Source organism: Actinomadura madurae (genome assembly GCF_047130825.1).
In the GTDB taxonomy this organism is placed as follows: domain Bacteria; phylum Actinomycetota; class Actinomycetes; order Streptosporangiales; family Streptosporangiaceae; genus Spirillospora; species Spirillospora madurae.
In genome coordinates this window covers 9,686,377-9,702,510 of the sequence record NZ_CP083237.1, presented here as the reverse complement: position 1 = coordinate 9,702,510, position 16,134 = coordinate 9,686,377, and the positions used below count along the sequence as shown (strand labels likewise).

Here is a 16,134-nt window from a genome sequence, read left to right as displayed (position 1 = left end):
GCTCAGCGGGCGCTTTTCCCGGGGGGTGTGGGGGGTCGCCCCCCACAACGAATCGCTGAGCGACGGGCGGAGCCAAGCGCCAGCGAAGCGGAGCCCGCCGCTCAGCGGGCCGCTCTTCCCCAGGGGGTGTGGGGGTCGACCCCCACAATGAATCGCTGAGCGGGTGTGTTCAGGCGGGTTGGTCGGTGTAGGCGGGGCGGTGCTCCTGGACGGACTCGGCGAGCTGGTCGGCGAGTTCGCCGACGTCGAGGCGCTTCTCGATGCGGTGCAGGTCGTCGATCTTGGCGCGGGTCTCGGCGCGGCGGGGCGCGAGGATGGTGCAGCAGTCCTCGTCGGGCAGCTCGGAGATCGACAGGGTGCGGATGCGGCGGGCCTGGTCCATGATCTCGATCTTGTCCATGCCGACGAGCGGGCGCAGGATGGGCAGCTCGACGGCGTCGTCCAGCGCGGTGATGTTGGCGAGGGTCTGGCTGGACACCTGGCCGAGCGCGTCGCCGGTGATCAGCGCGGAGCCGCGCAGGCGGCGGGCGAGGACCTCGCCGGTGCGCAGCATCAGCCGGCGCTGGGCGATCACCGCGAGCCGGTCGGCGCCGGACGACTTGATCTGCTGCTGCGCCTTGCCGAACGGCACGACGAACAGCCGCGACCCGCCCTGGAACTTGTCCAGCTCGCGGACGAGCGCGTACGCCTTGTAGATCGACTCGGGGCCGGTGAAGGGCATGCCGGAGAAGTGCAGGTAGTCCACGCGCAGGCCGCGCCGCATCATCCGGTACGCGGCGACGGGCGAGTCGATGCCGCCGGACATCAGCACGAGGGCGCGGCCGCTCATCCCGACCGGCAGGCCGCCCTGGCCAGGCAGGCCGCCGGAGTAGACGAACACCTCGTCCCGGTCGACCTCGATCGACAGGGTGTGCTCGGGGTCCTTGAGCTGGACGGGCTGGCCGTAACGGGCGGCGACGAGCGCGCCGACGTGCCGGTCCAGCTCGGTGGAGGTCATCGGGAAGCGCTTGTCGCGGCGGCGGGACCGGACGGCGAACGTCCCGGTCCGGCCGTCCATCAGCTCCAGGGCGGCGCGCTCGACGCTGGCGAGGTCCTTGCCGACCCGCCAGGCGCGGTGCGCCCAGACGATGCCCATGACGTCGGTGATCCGCTGCGCGACCCGCTCCATGGTGGCCAGGTCGGCGTCGTGCTTGCGGACGATGAACACGCCGTGGCGGCGGACGACGTCGACGCGGGCGATGGGGCGGACGGCGTTGCGCACGTTGTCGGCGAGGCGGCGTTCGAACTGCTCGCGGTTCTTGCCCTTGAGGACGACCTCACCGAGCTTGAGCAGCACACACGGCTCGCCGTCCACGGGCGACTGCTCCCGGACGTCCGCCGGCGCGGTGTCGAGCGTGGTCATGCGTGGTCCTCCTGGCGGGAACAAGTCGGGGTCGAAGCCAGTGTCGCCCAAAAAGGCCGACACCGCGAACGGGTAACGGCGCGCGCGAGGCGCGGCATTCCCGCCAGGAGGGCCGCGGTCAGCCGAAGAAGACCTCGGACTCGGAGTAGCGCTCCAGCGGGACGGTCTTCAGCTCCTTGGTCGCCTGGTCCAGCCCGACGCGGACGATGTCGGTGCCCTGCAGCGAGACCATCTTGCCGTGGTCGCCGTCCTTGACCGCGTCGATGGCCTGGAGGCCGAAGCGGGTGGCGAGGACGCGGTCGAACGCGGTGGGCGTGCCGCCGCGCTGGATGTGCCCGAGCACGGTGGCGCGGGCCTCCTTGCCGGTGCGCTTCTCGATCTCGTCGGCGAGGGCCTGGCCGATGCCGCCGAGCCGGACGTGCCCGAACGCGTCGCGCTCGCCGGTCTGCAGCTGCATCTGCCCGTCGATCGGGTGGGCGCCCTCGGACACCACGATGATCGGCGCGTACCGGGTCTTGAACCGGCTCTCCACGTACTGGCAGACCTTCTCGATGTCGAAGGGCCGCTCGGGGATCAGGATGACGTTGGCGCCGGCGGCCATCCCGACGTGCAGCGCGATCCAGCCCGCGTGCCGGCCCATGACCTCGCAGATCAGCGCGCGGTGGTGGCTCTCGGCGGTGGTGTGCAGCCGGTCGACGGCCTCCATGCCGATGTTCACCGCGGTGTCGAACCCGAAGGTGTAGTCGGTCGCGTTCAGGTCGTTGTCGATCGTCTTGGGGACGCCGACGACGTTGACGCCGTTGGCGTACAACTCGCGCGCGACGCCGAGGGTGTCCTCGCCGCCGATGGCGATCAGCGCGTCCACGCCGAGCCCGGCGAGGTTGTCCTTGATCCGCTCGATGCCGCCCTCGACCTTGACCGGGTTGGTCCGGGACGAGCCGAGGATCGTCCCGCCGCGCGGCAGGATCCCGCGCACGGCCTGGACGTCGAGGGCCACGGTGTCGCCTTCGAGGGGGCCGCGCCAGCCGGCCCGGAAGCCGACGAACTCGAAGCCGTACTCCTGCACGCCCTTCCGGACGACCGCGCGGATCACCGCGTTCAGCCCGGGGCAGTCGCCGCCACCGGTCAGCACTCCGACGCGCATGCCGCCACCTTCTCCAGACACCGCTCTCCTCCCTCGATCGACATGCTCAGACTAGCCGCCGGCATGCGGCGGCGCGGGCTTTCGCCGGGTGTCCCCGGCGCGCCGCCATTGGTCTAGACCATAGCCCGTCCGCGGGGCCGCCGGCACACCCTTCGGCCGCACGGCCCGAGGTCAGCCCCGCGAGCCGTCGCGGAACGTCCGGACCCGTCGGCGGAACTGCACCGCCACTCCCCCGCCGACCCGCCGGACGGCGAGCCGGCGCGGCCGCGGCGGGGACGCGCCGTCGTACGACCAGCGGGCCTCGGCGAGAGTCAGTTCCCGCGCCGCGTCCTCGGAGAGATCGTCGCGGTGCGACCGCGCGAAGTCGAAGCCGTCCCGGAAGGACCCCCGGGTGGGCCGCTCGGCCGCCCAGCGGGCGAAGACGGCCTTCCAGGACGTCCCGTACGAGCCCGCCAGCGCGGGCCAGGCGCGGGCCGCCTCCCCCGCGCGCTTGAGCAGGATCCCGTGCGCGGCGGCCCGGACCGCCCCGGCGTCGAACCCGGCCGGCATGGGCCCGCCGGCCGTCATCGCCCGCACGAGCGCCTCCTGCGCCGCCGCCAGGTCCGCGTCGAAACCGCTCATGTGACCGGCCGCGCCCCGGAGGCGGCGGCGATGGCGTCCAGTTCGGCCTGGAGCTCACCGGCGGGCGGGTAGCGGCCGTCGCGCTCCAGCAGGAAGCCGGGCGGGCGGTGCCGGGCGCACAGCTCGCCGATCAGGTCCAGCACCTCCGGCGGGACGGCGGCGGCGTGCGTGTCGTGGTAGCGCCCGCCCTCCTCCGACCCGCCCGCGACGTGGCAGTACGCGATGCGGTCGAGGGGCAGCCGGTCGAGGAGGGCGGCGGGGTCCTCGCCGCGGTTGCGCGCGTTGGCGTACACGTTGGCGATGTCCAGCAGGAGGAGGGCACCGGTGCGGTCCAGCAGCTCGGTAAGGAAGTCGCCCTCGGTGTACTCGGCGTCCGGCCAGTCGAAGAGCGTGGCGATGGGCTCGACGGCCAGCGGGACGGGCAGCTCGGCCTGCGTCCGGCGGATGTTGGCGGTGAGCGCGTCGAGCGCGGCCCGGGTGCGCGGCACCGGCAGCAGGTGCCCGGCCTCGATGCCGCCGGCCCGCACGAACGCGATGTGCTCGCTGACCAGCGGGGCGCCGAGCGCCTCCGCGCAGGCGGCCAGGTGCGCGACCCGCTCGGCGGCGACCGGCTCGGCGCCGCCCAGCGACAGCTTCACCCCGTGCGGGACGACTCTCACCCCGCGGTCGCGCAGCGCGAGCAGGTCGGGCGCCGGATGCGCCGGGTGCACGGACTCGGCGATCACCTCGGTGAAGCGCAGCCCGGGCAGCGCGCCGACGAACCCGGCGATCTCCGGCCGCCACCCGATCCCGACGCCGAGGTCCGGCAGGTCAGCCGCCGCCACCGCAGCCTCCTCCCCCTCCTCCGCCGCCGCCACCGCAGCTCCCGCCGCCGCCACCGCCGCAGCTCCCGCCGCCGCACGAGCCGCCACCGCCGCAGGACGACGACGAGCACACCGAGGCGGTGGACGAGCAGGACGAGCCCGCGTACCCGCCCGAGGTGGCCGCGACGCCGGTCAGCTCCAGGTACCGGCCCAGCCCGGCGCTCTGCGCGAACATCGGGTCGAACGCCATCAGCGCGGCCGTGCCGAACAGCGCGACGCCCATCAGCACCGCCGGCGCGGCGATCCCGGCGTACACCGGCGTGATCGCCGGGTCGAGGTGCGGGTTGGACTCCTTGACGCGTTCGACGGCCCGCGCCCCCTCCTCCGTCCGCTCGTCGCCGGAGCCGAGCATGACGCCCCCCGCGATGGCGAGACCGAGCAGCGCCGCGATGGGGAGCAGGACGCCCGGGAACCCGCCGAACACGTCGGTCATGACGAAGCTCCCGAAACCGACCAGAACCCATCCGTAGAGGACCGGCGGGAAGATCCGCAGCCGGCGCCGCGCGCCCTCCGGGACCACCATGCCCTGCGCGACCAGCCCGTCCCGGAGCTGGTCGAGCGCGGCGCGGACGCCGGCGTCCGCGGTGAGCCCGGCGAGCGTGGAGCCGCCGCCGACGATCGCCGCGTAGACCGCCGCGTCCAGCGGCTTGCCCGCGGCGCGCGGGCCGTCGCCGACCGGCGCGGTCGCCACCAGCCCGCCGTCGGCGTAGGCGTCGACCGCGCGGTCGAGCCGCAGCGCCGTCACCGACGCGGCGATCGCGTGCCGCCCGCCGCCGTGCAGGTAGGCGACCTCGTAGGGGTGCAGCTCCCGGCTCGGAGGCCCGCCTTGGATCAGCTCGGCCCGCATCCTCCGCAGGACCGCCAGCAGCACGAGGCCGACCAGGATGTGAGCCGCGAGGAACCCCAGGCCAAGCCCCCAGATCTCGTCCATCATGGCGTGCTCCCGTTCCGACGCACGTTCGCATGATCAGACGCCCGCGCCGCCGCGCAGGTTCATCCCGGCCCGCTACTCCTCCTCGTCCAGGCCCTTCTCGATGGCGTAGCGGACGAGTTCGACCCGGTTGTGGAGCTGGAGCTTGCCGAGGGTGTTCTGCACGTGGTTCTGCACCGTCCGGTGGGACAGGACGAGGCGCTGCGCGATCTGCTTGTACGTCAGGCCCTTCGCGACGAGCCGCAGCACCTCGGTCTCGCGCTCGGTCAGCCGGGGCGCGTCGTCGTCCTCGCGGGCGGGCGCGGCGGCGAGGCGGCGGTACTCGCCGAGGACGAGCCCGGCGAGCCCGGGGGTGAAGACGGCGTCGCCCTCGCCGGTCCGCCGGACGGCGTCCAGGAACTCCTCGCGGGCGGCGGACTTGAGCAGGTAGCCGGTGGCGCCCGCCTTGACCGCCTCCAGGACGTCCTGCTGCTCGCCGCTAGCCGACAGCACCAGCACCCGGACGGGCGGGTCGGCCGCGGCGAGGCGGCGGGTCACCTCGACCCCGCCGATGTCGGGGAGCTGCAGGTCGACGACGGCGACCTGCGGGCGCGCGGCGGCGGAGACGCGGACGGCGGCGCGGCCCTCCCCGACCGCCGCGACCACCTCGTGACCGGCCTCGGCGAGGTCGCGGGCCACCGCCTCGCGCCACATCGGATGGTCGTCCACGACCATGACCCGGAGGGGAACGTCGCTCACGGTCACACCCTAGGCCGGGACGGCCGGGCGCGGCACGGTCATCTCGATCTCGGTCCCCTCGCCCTCCGCGGTGAAGACCGTCACCGTGCCGCCGAGGTCGGCGATCCGGCCCCGGATGGACTGGGCGACGCCGAGCCGCCCGCCGGCCGCCGCCTCCTCCAGCCGCCCGGCGGGCATCCCCGGCCCGTCGTCGCGGACGCTGACCGTGACCCCGCCGTGGCCGTCCTCCAGCAGGACCCACGCGCGGGCGCCCGCGCCGCAGTGCCGCCGGACGTTGTCCAGCGCCGCCGCCACCGCCGCCTCGATCTCGCGGGCGGCGTGCGCGGGCAGCCGGACCTCCGTCGCCGGCGTCGACACCGTGACGGACGTGGACGCGTGCCCGGTCAGCAGCGGGCGCAGATCGGTGTCGCCGCCCGGCCGCGCCGGCGCGGGCGCCGCGGGGCCGGCGCCGATGAGGGACCGCAGCGCCGCCTCCTGCTCACCCGCCAGCCGGCCCAGCTCGGCCGCCTCGCCGCCGAGCTCGCCGCCGCGCCGCTGCACCATCGCCAGCACCTGCAGCACCGAGTCGTGGATGCGGCGGGCCAGCCGCTCCCGCTCCCGGGTGGCCGACTCCAGCTCGACCGCGCGCGCCAGCCGCGCCTCCGCGTCCAGCGCCAGCCGGACGACGTGCCCGACGACGAGCCCGGCGAGGAACAGCAGCACGATCCCGTTGAACGTGGTGGTGCCGATGCCGCCGCTCGTCCCGGCGAACACGTGCACCAGCAGGTTCGCGGCGGCGAGGACGAGCGCCGCGGCGATCCCGCGCCGCCGCCCGCCCGCGACCGCCCACGACAGCACCGCCGCCGCCACCCACGACACCGGCAGCGTCGGCCGGCCGGCCGCGATGTTGGCCGGCGTCTCCACCCATGCCGTCGCCAGCACGCAGCCCGCCGCGACCGCGAGATCGGCGGCCAGCAGCGGCCGCCCGCGGCGGCGCGGATCGCTGAAGGCGAACACGGCGTAGCCCGTCCACACCGCCATGACGGCGAGGACCGCCCACCCGCCGAGCGGATGCGCGTACTCGCCGGAGTTCATCGCGATCACGACGGCCGCGTAGCAGAGGGCGAGCCCGCGGTAGACCGCCACGGCCCGCCACAGCGCCGTCTCCAGGCCCATCAGCCCCGGCACGGACGTTCCCCGATCCACTCCGCTCATCCCGACTCCCCGCGAGGGGCCCCCACCCCCGGCTCGCCTCGCTCAACCCGATCACTGTGGGGGGACGACCCCCCACACCCCCCGGTTCGCTCCGCTCAACCAATCACTGTGGGGGGACGACCCCCCACACCCCCCGATTCGCTCCGCTCTTTCAACCCCGGTCGGCCAGGCCTCCGTCGTCCTCCTCCGGCCGTACCTCCTTGCCGGACATCTCCGCCTTCACCTCGGCGGCGTACCGGTCCACGTACTCCTGGCCGGACAGCTCCCTGATCGTCCGCATGATCTCGTCGGTGATCTCGCGGAGCACATCGTGGTCGTCCTCCTGCCCGTAATAGCGGGAGAAGTCCATCGGCTCGCCGAACCGGACACCGGGCCGGACGCCGAGCCGCGGGTACGGCCTGCCGGGCGGCATCAGCGCGAACGTGTTGATCATCGCCATCGGGATCACCGGGACGCGGGACTTCAGCGCCAGCCGCGCCACCCCCGTCTTGCCGCGGTACAGCCGCTCGTCGGGGGCCCGGGTGCCCTCCGGGTAGATGCCGAGCAGCTTGCCCTCGCCGAGGATCCGCAGCCCGGTCTGCAGCGCCGCCTCCGCCGCGTCCCCGCCGGTCCGGTCGACCGGCACCACGCCCACGCCGGTGAAGAAGCCCTTGCTGATCAGGCCCTTGATCCCCCGGCCGGTGAAGTACTCGCCCTTGCCGATGAAGTAGATCGGCCGCATCAGCGGCAGCGGCCCGAAGAAGTGGTCGGCGAACGACAGGTGGTTGCTCACCATCAGCGCCGGGCCCCGCTTCGGGACGTTGCGCATCCCCCGGTTCCGCGGCCACCATCCGAGGTACAGGATCGGGGACAGGACGATCCTCAGCAGGATCCAGAACCAGAGCATGCGGGCACCTTCCTCGGACCGGGCGCCCTGGGGGCGGGCACGCTTCCGGTCCTGGCCGACGGGGAGATGATGGGACATCCTCCCACTCCCCGTCCCGCCTATCTACCGGCCGGTACCGCGCGGCGGAACCCGGCCGCGCCCCGGCGGCGGGCCGGGAATGAACGTAGGCTCTGAACGGTAGAACTCAATCGGATGCGCTCGAGGGCTTGTCCCGGGCGGCGCAGCGAATACCGTGGGACACACGTTTCGGGGTGTCCGGGAGTGTCTCCGCCAGCGGAGCGCGACCGGGCATCACATGTCAATGGGGGGAGCGGAGGCCGTCATGCCGGTGCTGTCGGTCACGCCGGAGTCGTCGAAGGAGCCGGCCCCGTGAATCGCCGTGGCAATGGACTGTCAGCGGAGACCTACGCCCCACTGGTCGACCTCGCGCCGCATCTGGCGGACGCGATGCTGGCGGCCCTCGGCGAGGCGGGCGTCGCGGCCTACGCGGCGTCGCCGTCGGGCCTCCCGGAGCTCGCCGAGCCGGCCGCCGAGCCGGTCGCCGGCGACGTCCTCGACCGGCTGTACGTCGACGTCGACATGAAGCCGGCGGCCGAGGGCATCCTGCGCGTCCACCTCGCCCGGCTGCGCGAGGCGTCCGCACGCGGCGCGGACGCCGACCGTCCCGACACCGACCGTCCCGACACCGAGCGCACCGACCCGGCCGAGCGCACCGAGACCGGCCTGGCCGACCCCGGCGGCGCCGGCGGCCGGCTGCCGGACGAGCAGGCGGGCGGCGCCGCCGAGCGCGACGAGGACGCCATCTGGGCCGAGATCGTCGCCGGGTTCGACGACGTCCCCGAGGGCGACGACGTGCCGTGGCCGGACGAGGAGAACCTCCGCGAGCCCGATCCCCGGGAGGAGGGCGAGGACCGGTCCGGGCGCCTCCCCCGCGCCCGGGTGATCAAGCCGGCCGACGAGGTGCCGGAGTTCCCGCCGGAGGAGGACCTGGAGGGCCACTACGTCCCGCCCCCTCCCCCGCCGCTGCCGTCCGCGGACCCGCTCACCAAGGGCGCCTGGATCGCGCTGATCGGCGGCCCCCTCTACCTGCTGGTCACGGTCATCCTCGACTGGGAGGTCCCCGGCTGGGCCGCGTTCCTCGCCGTGGCGGCCTTCATCGGCGGCTTCGTCACCCTCGTCCTGCGCATGGGCGACGAGCCCCGCGACCCCGACGACGGCGCCGTCGTCTGACCCGGGCGCCGGGCGCGGGTCAGTCCGGGCCGGGGATCCGCAGGTCCGCCACCAGGGGCCGGTGGTCGGTCGCGAGGACGTAGTCGTCGCCGCCGGGCGGCACCCCGCACCCGATCACCTCGACCTCGGGGTCGGCGAAGACCGCGTCGATGCGGCGGCGCGGATCGCGTGCGGAGAAGGTGAGCTCCTCGCCCGCCGGGCGGACCGCGTAGGCGTCCCGGAAACGCCCGGTGAGCCGCGACCATGACCCGCCGCCCGGCTCCTCGTTGACGTCGCCCGCGAGGACCACCGGCGCGCCGTGACGGTCGCGGGCGCGGTCCAGATGGGCGAGGATCTCGTGGACGTGCCGCAGGCGCGGGCCGTCCCGCAGGTCCAGGTGGGTGCTCGCGGCGACGAGCCGGCGCCCGCCGATCTCCAGGACCGCGACGGCCAGGGCCCGGCGGTGCAGGCCCGGATCCGGGGTCAGCAGGTGGAACTCGCGGGCGACGCGCCGGACGCGCGGCGCGGCCAGGACGGCGAGCCCGCAGGCCCGCCGCCCGGCCGCGATCCTCAGCCCGCAGGCGTCCGCGAGGCGGCGGCGCCGGAGCCGCCAGCCCCAGAACCGCGGGACCTCCTGGAGGCACACCACGTCCGGGCCGATCGCGCGGACGACGCGGGCCACCGCCGCCGGTTCGTCGCGCAGCGACCGGACGTTGTAGCTCAGCAGGCGGACGGGCGCCACGCCTAGACGATCACGTCCCGGAAGGGGCGGACGCGGGCCAGGTCCGCGGCGCCGACGATGCCCGCCGCCGAGCCCAGCTCGGCGATGCGGATGTCGGGCAGCGGCCGGTGGCCGCGGCCGGTGAGGGCGTCCTCGAACGCGGCGCGGATCGGGTCGAGCAGCAGGTCGCCGGCGTCCGACAGGCCGCCGCCGATGATGAAGGCGCCCGGGTCGAGGATCGCGCTGAGGTCGGCCAGGCCCTGGCCCGCCCAGTGCGCGATCGTCCGGAAGCACTCCAGCGCCGCCTTGTCGCCCTCCCGGGCCGCCTGCGACACCTCCGGGCCGCTGATGCCCTCGGGCCGGCCGTCGCCGAGCTCCAGCAGGCGCCCCGCCATCGCGGGCGCCACCCGCGCCAGGTCGCGCGCCTCGTGCACGAGGGCGTTGCCGCTGGCGTACTGCTCCCAGCAGCCGCGGTTGCCGCAGCCGCAGCGGCGCCCGTCCGGGACGACCCGGAAGTGGCCCATCTCGGCGCCGATCCCGAACCGGCCCCGGTACAGCTCGCCGTTGATGATGATGCCGCCGCCGATGCCGGTGCCGAGCGCCACCAGCACGAGGAAGTTCTCGCCCCGGCCCGCGCCGAACCGGGCCTCGCCCCACGCGGTGGCGTTGCCGTCGTTCTCCACCACGACCGGCAGCCCGACGAGGCTCTCCACCTTCTCCTTGATCGGCTCGTCGCGCCAGGCCAGGTTCGGCGCGAACAGCACGGTGGAGCGGGTCTCGTCGACGAAGCCCGCGGTGCCGAGCCCGACCGCCGACACCTCCTCGTACTTGCCCTTCAGCAGGTCGACGACCTCGGCGATGGTCTCGGCGGTCTCCTTGGGGTTCGTCGAGGGCGTCGGCCGGCGGACCTTCTCCAGGATCGTCCCCCGGTCGTCGACGACCCCGGCGGCCACCTTCGTGCCGCCCACATCCACGCCGATGGTCAGGGCCATGTAACGCTTCCTCCTCCTCGCGCCGCCCCGGCCGGGGGCGGCTACCACGAGCCACTACCCGATGTCGATGGGGCCGCCGCCCGTGGCGGCCGACCACGGATCGCCCGGCTCCGGGCGTCCCGACCGCTCGGACGTACCCGCCCGCGCGCCCCGCGACGCCTCCGCGTCCGCCGGAGGCGGGTTCCCGGCCGCGCCCGCGCCGCCGCCGCGCGGGCGCGTCCGGTCGAACGCGCCCACCACGTCCAGGGCGGCGGCGAGCAGCGACTCCCCGGCCTCCCGCAGGTGGCGGGCCACGTCGCCGCCGGACTCCCGCTTCATCGCGATGGCCCGGCAGACCGGGCAGTCGCGGCACTCCGGCGCGCCGGTGGCGATGCGCGGCCCCGGTGCCGCCTCCTCGCCGGTCCGCGCGGCTGAGTCCTCGCGTGTGGCACGGTCCCACACGTCGTCCGCGGGCTCGTCCCGCGGCGCCCGCCCGTCCCCGCCGCCGGCTCCGCTCACCCGCCTGATCAGCGCGTCGAAAAGCTTGGCGGCCTCGTCGAGGGCGTCGCCCGGTCGGTCGCTCATGGCTCCATCTTCCATCCGTTTTCGGCGTGAACGGTAGCGCCTCCGTGCCGGGCTCGCGCACCGGTGAGGCGGTCAGCCCTCGATGTGCCGCTTGAGGCCCTTGAGGGCGGAGTCGATGATCCGCTTCTCGCCCTTGCGCTTCACCATGCCGATCATGGGGACGCGGACGTCCACGGCGAGCTCGTAGGTCACCTCGGTGACCCCGTCCTCCTCCGCGAGGCCGTAGGTGCCGTGCAGGCCGGTGACGACCGTGCCCGGCTCCACCAGCTCCCAGGTCACCCGGTCGTCGCCCTCCCAGGTGTAGGCGAGCCCGACGGTGTCGCTGAACGGGCCGCCGTCGAACGTCAGCCGCGCGCGCACGGCGCGGCCGTCCTCGCCCGTCTCCTGCACGGTGAACTCGCGGATGCCGCTCGCCCATCCCGGATAGGCCTCCAGATCGGCGATCACCGCCATGATCTCGGCCTTCCCCGCCTTGACCGTGATGGAGGAACTCGTGCGGTCCGCCATCTGCGTCTCCCTCCGGCTCGCGCACGGGCCCGGCGGGCCCGATGTCGTAACGAAGGTATCCTCACACCGTCAGGACGTACGGCACTCCGCGCGCGCGGAAGTGGCCGACGTTCACGCATTCGGTGCGGCCGATGCGCATCCGGCTCGCGAGCGGCTGGTGGACGTGCCCGAACAGCATGTACTTCGGCTGCGTCCGGTGGACGGCGTCCAGGATCGCCTCGCTGCCCCGCTCGAACCGGCGCGCCACCGTGTCGTACAGCAGCTCCGGGACGGCGGGCGGGATGTGGCAGCACAGCACGTCCACCTCGCCGACGGCGGCGACCTTGGCGGCGTAGGTCTCGTCGTCCAGCTCGTAGGGGGTGCGGTACTCGGTGCGCAGCCCGCCGCCGACGAACCCGAACCGCAGCCCGCCGATCTCCGTGGTCTCGCCGTCCAGGACGTGGTGGCCGTCGCGCAGGTGCGCGCCCCACATGCGCGGCACGTCGACGTTGCCGTAGGTCAGGTACGCCGGGGTGGGCATGGCCGCGAACAGCTCCGCGTACTGCCGGTCGACGGCGCGTTCGATGTGCGGCCAGGCGTCGCCTTCGAGCGAGGCCCACAGGCCCTTGGAGAACGCGCGGGCCTCCTCGAAGCGCTTCTCGGTCCGCAGCGCGATGAAGCGGTCGGCGTTCTCCTGGCCGAACAGGTCGGCGAAGATGCCCTGCCCGTGGTCCTGGTAGTCCACGAACAGGATCAGGTCGCCCAGGCAGATGAGCGCGTCCGCGCCGTCCGCCGCGCCCGCCAGCGCGTCCGCGCGGCCGTGGACGTCGCTCACCACATGGATCCTCATGAACCGACTGTAATAGGGCGTACCGCCCGGAAGAACGGGCGGCTCAGGCGGTGCCGGCTCAGCCTGGATCAGGCGGTGGCGGCTCAGGCGGTGGCGGCTCAGGCGGTGGCGGCTCAGGCGGTGGCCGCCGCCACGAGCGCGCGCCACTCCCGCACCAGGGCGGCGTCGACCGGGGCTTCCCAGTCGCCGTCCGGGCGCACGGCCGTGCCCACGTGGAACGCGGTGACGCCCGCCGCGGCGAGCAGGGCGACGTGCTTGCGGCGCAGCCCGCCGCCCGCCATGATCATCCCGGCCGCGGCGGGGCCCTCGGCTGCGCGCCGGGCGAGCACGCCGACCCCGGCGTCCACCCCGCGCGGCGACCCGGCCGTGAGCACCGTGTCGAGGCCGCCGCCGAGGTCGCGGACGACCCGCCACGCCTGGGCGGGGTCGGCCGCGTGGTCCAGCGCCCGGTGGAACGTCCAGGGCAGCGGGGCGGTCTCGGCGGCGAGCTTGCTCGTGGCGCCGGTGTCGACCTGCCCGGCCGAGTCGAGGAAGCCGAGCACGAACCCGTCCGCGCCCGCCTCGGCGAGCCCGGCGGCGGCGCGGCGCAGCCGGTCCAGCTCGGCGCCGGTGGTGCGGAACCCCGCGTTGGCGCGCAGCATCACCCGCATCGGCAGGGGCGTGGCGTCGCGGATCGCCGCGACGAGGTCGGGATCGGGGGTGAGCCCGTCCGCGGCCATGTCGGCGACGACCTCGATCCGGTCGGCGCCGCCGTCCCGCGCCGCCCCGGCGTCGGCCACGGTCAGCGCGATCACTTCGAGCAGTGACATGGCGTTCCCCCGAACGGCGTCCGTTGTGCGACCGGACACAAGCGTAGGCGACCCGGCGGCGCGCGCCAGGGGCGACGGCCGGTCTTTGCCGTGCCGTTAACCCGCGGTTGCGGGGGCGGATTTCCTACTCGTGGGTATCATGCGGCAGCGGAGAAGTCTTCGTTCTTCCCCGCCGACCACGAAGATCGACTACAGGAGTGGGCCGTGCGCGAGTTCAGCGTCCCCGCGATGGTGGAGGTCCCCGACTCCGCCACTCTGACCGACGCGCCCTTCACCCGGGCGGCCGAGGAGCCCGGCAGGATCGTGGCGCGCCGCAACCGCGGCGGCGCCTGGAGCGCCGTCACCGCGGCCGAGTTCGCGGCCGAGGCCGCCGGCGTCGCCAAGGGGCTCGTCGCCGCCGGCGTCGAGCCCGGCGACCGGGTGGGCCTGCTGTCGAAGACCCGGTACGAGTGGACGGTCCTCGACTACGCGATCTGGGCGGCGGGCGCGGTCTCCGTCCCCATCTACGAGACGTCCTCCGCCGAGCAGATCGAGTGGATCGCCGGCGACTCCGAGACCAAGGCCGTGTTCGCCGAGACCGCCGAGCACGTCGCGACCGTCGACGGCCTGCGGGACAAGCTCCCCGCGCTCGCGCACGTGTGGGGCATCGACGCCGGCGCCGTGGACGAGGTCACCGCGCTCGGCGCCGACGTCGGCGACGACGCGATCGAGGAGCGCCGCCAGTCCCGCACCGCGTCCGACGTCGCGACGCTCATCTACACCTCCGGCACCACCGGGCGCCCCAAGGGCTGCGAGATCACGCACGGGAACCTCGTGTCGACCGCCCGCAACGCCGTGCAGGGCGCGATCGCCGAGGTCGCCGTGGAGGGCAGCTCCACGCTGCTGTTCCTGCCGCTCGCGCACGTCTTCGCCCGGCTGATCGAGGTCGCCACCATCGAGGGCGGCATCGTCCTCGGGCACAGCGACGTCCCGAACCTGCTGCCCGACCTCGCGTCCTTCCAGCCGACGTTCCTGCTCGCCGTCCCGCGCGTCTTCGAGAAGGTCTACAACGGCGCCGAGCAGAAGGCCGCCGCGGACGGCAAGGGCAAGATCTTCAAGGCGGCGGCCGAGACCGCGGTGGCCTACAGCCGGGCGCTGGACGCCGGCGGGCCGGGGATCGGGCTCAAGGCCAAGCACAAGGTCTTCGACGTGCTGGTGTACGGCAAGCTCCGCGCGGCCGTCGGCGGCAAGGTGGAGTACGCGGTGTCGGGCGGCGCCGCGCTCGGCGAGCGCCTCGGGCACTTCTTCCGGGGCGTCGGGATCACGATCCTGGAGGGGTACGGCCTCACCGAGACGACCGCGCCCGCCAGCGTCAACCGGCCCACCGCCCTCAAGATCGGCACGGTGGGCCGGCCGATCCCGGGCGTCGACCTGCGCATCGCCGAGGACGGCGAGGTGCTCGTCCGGGGCGTCAACGTCCTGCGCGGCTACTGGAACAACGAGGCCGCCACCAAGGAGGCCATCGAGGACGGCTGGTTCCACACCGGCGACCTCGGCTCCCTGGACGACGACGGCTTCCTGAAGATCACCGGGCGGAAGAAGGAGATCCTGGTCACCGCGGCGGGCAAGAACGTCGCGCCCGCCCCGCTCGAGGACAGGCTCCGCGCGCACCCGCTGATCAGCCAGTGCCTCGTCGTGGGCGACGGCCGCAAGTTCATCAGCGCCCTCGTCACCCTGGACGAGGAGGCGCTCGGGCCGTGGAAGGCCCGGCACGGCAAGCCCGCCGCCATGACGGTGGACGAGCTGCGCCGCGACGCCGACCTCGTCGCCGAGATCGACGCCGCGGTCGCCGACGCCAACCTGTCCGTCAGCCACGCCGAGGCGATCAAGAAGTACGTCGTCCTCGGCGTCGACTTCACCGAGGAGGCCGGGCACATGACGCCGAGCCTGAAGGTGAAGCGCAACGTCGTGATGAAGGACTTCGCCGAGGAGATCGAGGAGCTCTACTCCGCCTGACCCCCGCGCAGGGCGGCCACGGCCTCGGCGACCGGGGTCGTGCCGCCCAGCAGGTCCAGGGTGCGGCGGCGGACGTCGCGGGCGCCGAGCAGCGCCGCGATGACCGCCGCCACGTCGTCGCGGGTGACCGGGCCGTGCCCGATCGGCGGCTCGGCCAGCGTCACCAGGCCGGTGCCCGGGTCGTCGGTGAGGCGGCCCGGGCGCAGGATCAGCCACTCCAGGGCCGTGCGGCGCCGGAGATCGTCCTCGGCCTCGCCCTTGGCCCTGATGTAGGCCTCCCAGACCTCGCCGCGGCCCGGCGCCGGCGGCTCGCCGGCGCCCATCGCGGAGATCTGCACGAGGTCGCGGACGCCCGCCCGCTCGGCGGCGTCCGCCGTCAGCACCGCCGCGGCCCGGTCGACGGTGTCCTTGCGCGCCGCGCCGCTGCCGGGCCCCGCGCCCGCGGCGAACACGGCCGCGCCGGCGCCGGCCAGGTGCCCGGCGACCGTGTCCGCGTCCGCGGACTCCAGGTCGCACACGACCGGCCGGGCTCCGGCGTCCTCGACGTCGCCGGCGTGGCCGGGATTGCGGATGAGGCTCCGCACGGTGTCCCCCCGTGCGGCGAGCAGCCGGGCCAGCCGCAGCGCGATCTGCCCGTGCCCGCCCGCGATCACGATGTCCATGCCGCGATCGTAGGACGCCGGAGACCCGGACGCGCGCGCGGCGCGCGTCCGGGTCCCGGACTCGTGC

17 protein-coding genes are annotated in these 16,134 nt (G+C 74.6%); 2 read left to right on the top strand and 15 right to left on the bottom strand.

The window, feature by feature from the left end; all coding sequences use genetic code 11:
- Positions 1 to 169: 169 nt before the first annotated feature.
- From thiI to K8Z49_RS45435, 8 genes are all read right to left on the bottom strand, one after another.
- A complete protein-coding gene (gene thiI, locus K8Z49_RS45470) occupies positions 170 to 1,402 on the bottom strand; it encodes a tRNA uracil 4-sulfurtransferase ThiI (protein ID WP_412517014.1) in 1,233 nt (410 codons plus the stop codon).
- A 118-nt stretch (positions 1,403 to 1,520) separates the two neighbouring features.
- On the bottom strand, positions 1,521 to 2,546 hold the full coding sequence (locus K8Z49_RS45465; protein ID WP_412517013.1) for a 6-phosphofructokinase: 1,026 nt from the start codon (positions 2,544 to 2,546) through the stop codon (positions 1,521 to 1,523).
- Between the two features lie 171 nt (positions 2,547 to 2,717).
- Entirely contained in the window at positions 2,718 to 3,167 is a 450-nt protein-coding gene (locus K8Z49_RS45460) for a hypothetical protein (protein WP_412517012.1), read from the bottom strand.
- Positions 3,164 to 3,991, bottom strand: coding sequence for a DUF692 domain-containing protein (locus K8Z49_RS45455; protein ID WP_412517011.1), 828 nt, complete (start codon positions 3,989 to 3,991; stop codon positions 3,164 to 3,166). Before K8Z49_RS45455 ends, K8Z49_RS45460 begins: the two co-directional genes overlap by 4 nt.
- A complete protein-coding gene (locus tag K8Z49_RS45450; RefSeq protein ID WP_024936415.1) occupies positions 3,978 to 4,964 on the bottom strand; it encodes a TIGR04222 domain-containing membrane protein in 987 nt (328 codons plus the stop codon). The genes K8Z49_RS45455 and K8Z49_RS45450 overlap by 14 nt, the downstream gene beginning before the upstream one ends.
- A 72-nt stretch (positions 4,965 to 5,036) precedes the next feature.
- Positions 5,037 to 5,675 (bottom strand): response regulator, encoded by a 639-nt coding sequence (locus tag K8Z49_RS45445; RefSeq protein ID WP_081842893.1) that lies wholly within the window; start codon positions 5,673 to 5,675, stop codon positions 5,037 to 5,039.
- A gap of 33 nt (positions 5,676 to 5,708) precedes the next feature.
- Positions 5,709 to 6,893, bottom strand: coding sequence for a MacS family sensor histidine kinase (gene macS, locus K8Z49_RS45440; protein ID WP_412517010.1), 1,185 nt, complete (start codon positions 6,891 to 6,893; stop codon positions 5,709 to 5,711).
- Between the two features lie 151 nt (positions 6,894 to 7,044).
- Positions 7,045 to 7,779: a lysophospholipid acyltransferase family protein gene (locus K8Z49_RS45435; protein ID WP_021600358.1), complete on the bottom strand. Its 735-nt coding sequence runs from the start codon at positions 7,777 to 7,779 to the stop codon at positions 7,045 to 7,047.
- A gap of 369 nt (positions 7,780 to 8,148) precedes the next feature.
- Here K8Z49_RS45435 and K8Z49_RS45430 point away from each other — a divergent pair, with 369 nt between their 5' ends.
- Positions 8,149 to 9,009: a hypothetical protein gene (locus K8Z49_RS45430; protein ID WP_024936418.1), complete on the top strand. Its 861-nt coding sequence runs from the start codon at positions 8,149 to 8,151 to the stop codon at positions 9,007 to 9,009.
- 19 nt (positions 9,010 to 9,028) lie between these two features.
- Here K8Z49_RS45430 and K8Z49_RS45425 read toward each other — a convergent pair whose 3' ends face one another.
- From K8Z49_RS45425 to K8Z49_RS45400, 6 genes are all read right to left on the bottom strand, one after another.
- Positions 9,029 to 9,730 carry an endonuclease/exonuclease/phosphatase family protein gene (locus K8Z49_RS45425; protein ID WP_412517009.1) on the bottom strand — a complete coding sequence of 234 codons (702 nt, stop codon included), beginning with the start codon at positions 9,728 to 9,730 and terminating at the stop codon, positions 9,029 to 9,031.
- A gap of 2 nt (positions 9,731 to 9,732) precedes the next feature.
- The gene (locus tag K8Z49_RS45420; RefSeq protein ID WP_024936420.1) at positions 9,733 to 10,701 is read right to left on the bottom strand and encodes an ROK family glucokinase; all 969 of its coding nucleotides are present in this window, start codon (positions 10,699 to 10,701) and stop codon (positions 9,733 to 9,735) included.
- A gap of 54 nt (positions 10,702 to 10,755) precedes the next feature.
- The gene (locus tag K8Z49_RS45415; RefSeq protein WP_024936421.1) at positions 10,756 to 11,265 is read right to left on the bottom strand and encodes a hypothetical protein; all 510 of its coding nucleotides are present in this window, start codon (positions 11,263 to 11,265) and stop codon (positions 10,756 to 10,758) included.
- Positions 11,266 to 11,337: 72 nt separating this feature from the next.
- Positions 11,338 to 11,772 carry an SRPBCC family protein gene (locus K8Z49_RS45410; protein ID WP_021600455.1) on the bottom strand — a complete coding sequence of 145 codons (435 nt, stop codon included), beginning with the start codon at positions 11,770 to 11,772 and terminating at the stop codon, positions 11,338 to 11,340.
- 61 nt (positions 11,773 to 11,833) lie between these two features.
- The gene (locus tag K8Z49_RS45405) at positions 11,834 to 12,601 is read right to left on the bottom strand and encodes a metallophosphoesterase family protein (protein ID WP_024936422.1); all 768 of its coding nucleotides are present in this window, start codon (positions 12,599 to 12,601) and stop codon (positions 11,834 to 11,836) included.
- Positions 12,602 to 12,714: 113 nt separating this feature from the next.
- Positions 12,715 to 13,410 carry a copper homeostasis protein CutC gene (locus K8Z49_RS45400; RefSeq protein WP_075019829.1) on the bottom strand — a complete coding sequence of 232 codons (696 nt, stop codon included), beginning with the start codon at positions 13,408 to 13,410 and terminating at the stop codon, positions 12,715 to 12,717.
- Positions 13,411 to 13,614: 204 nt separating this feature from the next.
- Here K8Z49_RS45400 and K8Z49_RS45395 point away from each other — a divergent pair, with 204 nt between their 5' ends.
- Positions 13,615 to 15,405: an AMP-dependent synthetase/ligase gene (locus K8Z49_RS45395; RefSeq protein WP_021600213.1), complete on the top strand. Its 1,791-nt coding sequence runs from the start codon at positions 13,615 to 13,617 to the stop codon at positions 15,403 to 15,405.
- Here the strand turns inward: K8Z49_RS45395 and K8Z49_RS45390 are convergent.
- Entirely contained in the window at positions 15,393 to 16,067 is a 675-nt protein-coding gene (locus K8Z49_RS45390) for an NAD(P)H-binding protein (protein WP_075019827.1), read from the bottom strand. The two genes, K8Z49_RS45395 and K8Z49_RS45390, sit on opposite strands and share 13 nt — an antisense overlap.
- Between the last annotated feature and the right edge of the window lie 67 nt (positions 16,068 to 16,134).